The following is a 6,347-nucleotide window of genomic DNA, read 5'->3' on the forward strand; positions in this document are numbered from 1 at the left end:
GGTAGTATGGACACGTCAACACGCGCAACGTAGGAGGAGTCATGAACAACCCCAGCCACACCACCAGGACCACGCTCCGACGCCACCGCCTCATGCACCATCTCGACACACTCATCATGCGTAGAGACGCGGCTATCCTCCGTGTCCACAGCGCTGAAGCACTCGCCGAGGACGCCACCACTGGCGATAACCCCATCACGGTCATGTTTGAGGTCAATGAAGCCCGGACCGCGCTCCAGGGAATCACGGACGAAATCACCACCATCAAACGAGAACTCGACCGACCCAACACCTATGAGGACATGGCGCTGATCATGGTCACCTACCCGGACGGGCCCCAGGTGTTCGAGTACCGCGATCCCGGAACTCCGGACGAAGCGGCCTGGTTCGACGTCACGGCCCCCATGGATTCAGTCTCCGGGAGCACCCTCGCCGAGATAACTAGCGAGCCGTACACCGACGCCGACGGAAACGAGCAGATCCGGAAGTACCCCTACGGCCGGCTGTACACGCAGCATGAGGTGGATAAACTCCTCGATGCTGTCGAGTTCGGCAACATCTGAACCACCCGGGGCCCGGTGGATGCCGGGCCCCCGACAGTCACCATGTGTGATCGATGGCAAGGAGCGCCCCGAGGCCAGTGGCCTCGGGGTGCTCATCGTCATATGGGCCATACGGCTATTACCCTGTTGACATGGCCAACCCAAATCAGGAGCTCAGCGCGGTTCTGTACGCGAACGAGTTCCGCTCCGACGCGATCATCTCGGAGGGACCCGACGCCGGACGGCTATGTACGATCATCCGTCTGGCTGGCTGCAACTTGACGTGTGAGGCGTGCGAGCAGCCCTCGACGTGGGGGCCGGACGTGATGAGTCGGCCCGTCCGGGTCAGCACGTTCCTTGACCGCCTCGGGCTGGCCGGCCGGGTTGTCATCACCGGTGGTGAACCCCTACTCCAGCAGGAGGGACCGGCGTTACGGCAACTCGTCGAGGGGATCCTCAGCCGGGGCCGTACCGTACATATCGAAACAAATGGAACGATCATGCCGTGTAGGTGGCTGGTCGACCTCGACACGGATAGCTACATCCGGTGGCGCGTCGCGCCGAAGCTGTTCGGGCCGCTAGCCACGGACGACCGGCGACAGCGCATCAACAACCACGCCCGGCGCTGGCTGGTGATGAACTCCAGCACCGAGTTTCTCTTCCCCGTCGAAGGGCCTACCGAGATCGATGTGATCCGGCGGTTCTGCGCGGACCACTCACTACCGCCGGGACGAGTGTGGGTCTATCCGCTAGGGGCCGGCGCCGATGTCCTCCGGATCGTCCGGGACATCGCACCGGCTGCGTCTCGGGCCGGATTCAACGTCTCCACCCGCCTCAACGTGATCCTGGGATCCAGGTAGCCACCAACCCGGGAGGGTGCCGTGTTGATGACCCGGAATCTCCGTGATCTCTCGACGGTGAGCAGAGCGGAGCTCATCGCCATAAACCAGAAGTTGGCAGCGGCGCGGGACCAGATTGCGTTATCGGATCCGGCCGCGTTCCTTACCCGGATCCTTCCGACGTACCGGAAACGCCCACACCTCGACGTGATCACCCGCCAGATGAGGCGAATCATGCTCGGGGAGATCGACAGGCTTCTGATCACCGTGCCACCACAAACGGGGAAGACGCTGACGGCTGTGATCGGTGGCGCCGTCTGGTGGCTGGCCAACCACCCTGACGCGCGCGTCATCATCGGGTCCTATGGTGACTCGCTAGCTAGCGACCGGGGTAGGGACTCAAAACGCCTCGTCGCGGAGCACGGGCACCGGTTCGGCCTGACTCTGGCGAGGGGTTCCGAAGCCGTCCAGGACTGGCGGCTGACGTCCGGTGGTGGTGTCCTCTCCGTGGGCATCGGGGCCGGTGTCACCGGGAAGCCCGGGGACATCGCCATCATCGATGACCCACACAAGTCCCGGGCCGAGGCCGATTCGAAGCGGTTCCGTGATCGGGCCTACCAGTGGCTATCGGCAGATATCGTTAGCCGGTTGTCCCCCGGGGCGCCGATGATCCTGGTCATGACCCCGTGGCACCCGGATGACCTCGCTGCGCGGGTCGTCGCGGACGAGGGGACCACGGCGGAGGGGGGCCGCTGGGAGGTGATCCGTATGCCGGCCTTCTGTGATGACCCCGCGAACGATCCGCTTCACCGGAAACTCGGTGACCCGCTACCACACCCGCGGATCCGACTTGGAGACGTCGCTGGCGCTATGGCGCATTGGCAGGACAAACGCCGCGCCTCGACCGTCCAGGACTGGCACGCGCTGTACATGTGCAACCCGAAGCCGGCCGCGGGGGCCCTACTTTCCCGTGAGCTCCTCCGGGAACGCCGCTGCTTCACCCAGGGGTCGACCGGGTATCCCTGCGATGCCGCACCGGTCCGGGCCGCTGTGGCCGTTGACCCGTCCGGTGGTGGCCGTGACGTGGCTGGAATCGTCGGCGGGTACCTCGGGTCGGACCGGCGTCTATATCTGCTCCGGGACGAGTCTGGGGTGATGTCCTCGGATGCCTGGGCGAAGGCTGCCTGTGAGATGGCAGTGGACATTGATGCCGATCTGATCATCTTTGAGCGAAATTTCGGCGGGGACATGGCCGGCCGGGTGATCCGTACCGCATGGACAGCGCTGCAGGCCGAGGAGAGGGAGGCGGCGCGCCAGCGGGTCATGCGTGCGCAGCCGAACTTGACCGGTCGGGAGGTCGAGCATGTTGTGGATCAGATGGCCCTACGGTATGGGCGGATGTGCCCGCGGATCCGGGACGTGACGGCGAGGAAGAGCAAGAGGTTGCGCGCCGATCCGATCGCGCAGCAGTGGATCGAGGATCGGGTGCGTCTAGCCGCGTATCTGCCGGAGGTGGAGGAGGAGTGGGCGACGTGGCAGGAGGGGGCTTCAGACTCGCCAGGGCGGATCGATGCGAGCGTCTATCTGGCCTATGCCCTGTTGCCGATCCCGAAGAGTGGATCTGGTGGTGCGGCGGTCCCGGGTGGGTCGCTGCCGACGACGAGTGCATCGCCGTTGGCGAGGGGTGATGCGGGTGGTGGGTTCGGGCCGCTGGGCAGGTAGGACCGTCCACTACCGTGGGGGTATGACCATAACCACTGCCCTGGGTGCACTTGCGTTGCTCCTGGCTCTTGCGGGTGTCGGTGTCGCCCGCGGCAATACTGATCTTGTTCATATCGCCACGATTTTGATCGTGGCGTTGTGTGTTGAGACGGCGTGGTCACTCCACCACCGGCATCGGGGTGTCGCGTGACGCAGGATCCGACTCCGATCACAACTCGACAAATAGTCGCCTCCTGCGCATTCTTCGTCTTCGCGTGCATCCTGGGCGCGTTCTGCTGCGCCGGGAACCGGAACCACGACCAGCAGAAGCAGATCATCAACCCCCTGGCCTCGGTGGTGATCACGGACACCCCTAGCCCGATACCCGCGGCGAGCGTCATCGTCGCGTCTCCGGTCGACACCTCCCCCTGGCCCTCCGCGCCCGTGGGCGGCGCGGGAACGGTGAAAGCAGGGGCCTTCTGCTCCCACGCCGGGCAAACCGGAGTGACCAGCGCCGGAACGCCCATGGCCTGCCAGCGCGCGGCAGACGGGAAACTACGGTGGTCTAGGATCTGACTGTCGACGGCACGTAGGGTCCCCCGGGGAAAGCAATCACCCGGGGGACCCTAGTCGTATGAGCGAGATGGAGACATGAGCACCTGTCGCTACTGCCGATCCGACGTCGTGTGGCTCTCCACATCCACCGGCCGCCATCTGCCGTTTGAGGTCGCCACGAGCACCCTGGATGCGGTGGCGGCTGGTGACTCCTATCTGGTGCGGCGTGATGGTGTCGCGGTCCCTACGTCGCTCATCGCCCCGCGGCTATTGGTGGGAAACCCCCGGGTCGCGTCGCTACACCGGTGTGTGGAGTACGCACTGTGGAAGTCTGAGCTGCTAGCGGGCATGGAGACGCTAGCTGACATATTGAGGTCGGATCCCCTTGATTCTCCGGCGCGATAGGACAATGATCTACCGACTGGGCTTATGATCACGACATGATGCCGTCCGCTGTCGTGCTGGTGCTATACGCCCTAGCGGTAGCCCGGACCACGACGCTGGTCACACACGACGAGATCACCCGGCCGGCCCGGGAACACCTCATCGCACGGTTCGATCCTCACAAGCGGGTACATCGCGGGCTGGTGTACCTCTTCGGCGCGCCAGATGGATACGCCACCGGCTGCCCGTGGTGCGTGTCCATCTGGCTCGGCGCGATCACCGCGCCGATCATCTACCTGTGGGGGTCAACCCCCCTCGTCTCAGTCACCCTGCTAGCGCTCTCCGCGTCACAGGTGACCGGCATGATCTACACACACGGGCGGTCACAATGAGCATGAGACGTCGGCTACGGGCGGTCAGCGAAACCGATCCGGTACTCCGCGCAGAAATCGATGATCTATTTTCGCCCCCGCTTCTCTGGCGGCTCCGGGGTGCTACCACCACAACCACCCGGCTCCGGGAGATCCTCGCCGACTCCGCGCGCCGGACCGTCGCGGACGCGGCGGACGGGCAGGCCATGACCGCCGCCGTGTCCCGCCTGTCCATGGACGGAACCTCCTGGCGCTCTTACCGCTTCGGTGACCGCGCGTGGCAGGCCGACGCCTGGCGCCTGTACGACATCACCGGGCAACTTCGTTTCGTGGCGAACTGGGTCGGCAACAGCGTCTCCCGCTGCAACCTCTACGTCGCCAGGGCCAATCCGGACGGGTCACCTGGTGAACGGGTCGACACCGGGCCGATCGCGGAACTCGCCGCTGGCCCTCTCGGCACCGGGGACGCGAAGGCCGAGGCGCTCCGGCTCCTCGGTATCGACCTGTTCGTGCCCGGTGAGGCCTACGTCATCGCCGAGTCCGGTGGGGGCGCCAACGGCGAAGATCTGTGGTGGGTCGTTACGGCGAGGCAGATCAAACGGCAGGGCGATAAGATCTTCGTGAGTCGCTCACCGGTATACGGTGGCGGCAGCCTGGAGTACCGCGAAGGACTCGATTTGATCATCCGGGTGTGGACACCCCACCCGGCGGACGTCAGCGAACCCGACTCACCCACCCGATCGGCGATCCCTGATCTCCGGAAGATCGAGGCACTCCGGAAGCGTGAGTTCGCGGAGGTCGACTCACGGCTGTCCGGTGCTGGTGTGCTCGCGCTGCCAGAGTCCCTGGAGTTGCCGCGGGGCGATGATGATCCGATCGGTGCGGCCGGGTTCTCGGCCGTCCTCGGTAGGGTCATGTCCCGGTCGCTGAGGGACAGGTCGAGTGCCGAGGCCATGGTCCCGATCATCATTACGGGCCCCGGGGAGGACGTCGAGAAGATCCGGCACATCACCTTCTGGTCGGAGCTATCCGCCCAGATCGGTGACATGCAGGACAACGCCCTACGGTCCCTAGCCCAGTCGCTGGACATCCCACCAGAGGTCATGCTCGGACTCGGCTCCTCGACGAACCACTGGAACGCGTGGGCGATCAGCCGTGAGGCCGTACAGATCCACGTCAAGCCCCTACTGACCCGGATCGCCGCTGCGCTGACCGCCGGCTACCTCACACCCGCCCTGGAAGTGCTCGGCGAGGACACCAGCGCGTACATGTACGCGTTCGACACCGCGCCCCTAACCGTGAATCCGGACCGGTCCGGTGACGCGAAGGATCTCCACGACAGGATGCTGTTGTCGGACTCCGTCACCCGGGCCGCATCATCATGGACCGACGGCGACGCGCCACCTCCGGCCGAGCGCGCCATCCGGCTGGTCGAGAAACTCCTGTTCACCTCGCCGGATGCTGTTCTCTCCGATCCGGCGCTCCGGGAGTTGATCGGCCTACCCGAGTCCGAGGCCCCGGAGCCGCTATCCGCCGGGCCCGAACCAACCGCGGAGCCAGCCGGCCCGGAGGAGGAATCCCCCGTCGAGGAGATGCCGGAAGAATCCGGTGAGGCGCCCGAGGAGGATCAGGAGCAGGGCGGCCCACCGCAGCAGGCTGGCCCGACCGTATCCGCCCAGGGGCTGTCTTTCACGGCACAACTGGCGGTGCGACGCGCTCTGGGTCTCGCCGGTAGCCGGCTCGTTCCCCACGCGAAACGCCCAGCCGGTGTCCCCACCTATCAGCTGCATGTTCACCATGGGCCCGTCGTCCGGCATCAGAAGATCGCGATGTCCCTCACCGGTGCGTGGCGGGACGAGTTCACCGGTATCGGTTCGGCCTTCGGCATCGATGACGCACTGTTCCTCTCGATGGTGGAGGAGCACTGCCGTGACCTCCTGGCCCGAGGGATCGCC

Annotated in this window: 6 protein-coding genes; all 6 read left to right on the forward strand. The window is 65.5% G+C overall.

Annotation, left to right across the window (positions count from 1 at the left end; all coding sequences use genetic code 11):
- Positions 1 to 41 precede the first annotated feature (41 nt).
- On the forward strand, positions 42 to 563 hold the full coding sequence (locus AC11W3_RS22120) for a hypothetical protein (protein WP_484093849.1): 522 nt from the start codon (positions 42 to 44) through the stop codon (positions 561 to 563).
- Between the two features lie 53 nt (positions 564 to 616).
- Entirely contained in the window at positions 617 to 1,402 is a 786-nt protein-coding gene (locus AC11W3_RS22125; RefSeq protein ID WP_484093850.1) for a 4Fe-4S cluster-binding domain-containing protein, read from the forward strand.
- Between the two features lie 27 nt (positions 1,403 to 1,429).
- A complete protein-coding gene (locus tag AC11W3_RS22130; RefSeq protein WP_484093851.1) occupies positions 1,430 to 3,103 on the forward strand; it encodes a terminase large subunit domain-containing protein in 1,674 nt (557 codons plus the stop codon).
- Between the two features lie 186 nt (positions 3,104 to 3,289).
- The gene (locus AC11W3_RS22135; RefSeq protein WP_484093852.1) at positions 3,290 to 3,658 is read left to right on the forward strand and encodes a hypothetical protein; all 369 of its coding nucleotides are present in this window, start codon (positions 3,290 to 3,292) and stop codon (positions 3,656 to 3,658) included.
- Positions 3,659 to 4,077: 419 nt separating this feature from the next.
- The gene (locus AC11W3_RS22140; RefSeq protein WP_484093853.1) at positions 4,078 to 4,413 is read left to right on the forward strand and encodes a DUF1360 domain-containing protein; all 336 of its coding nucleotides are present in this window, start codon (positions 4,078 to 4,080) and stop codon (positions 4,411 to 4,413) included.
- Positions 4,410 to 6,347 (forward strand): hypothetical protein (locus AC11W3_RS22145; RefSeq protein WP_484093854.1); only part of this gene is annotated, 1,938 nt, incomplete at its 3' end. The genes AC11W3_RS22140 and AC11W3_RS22145, both read left to right, overlap by 4 nt.

Source organism: Geomonas sp., assembly GCF_056994735.1.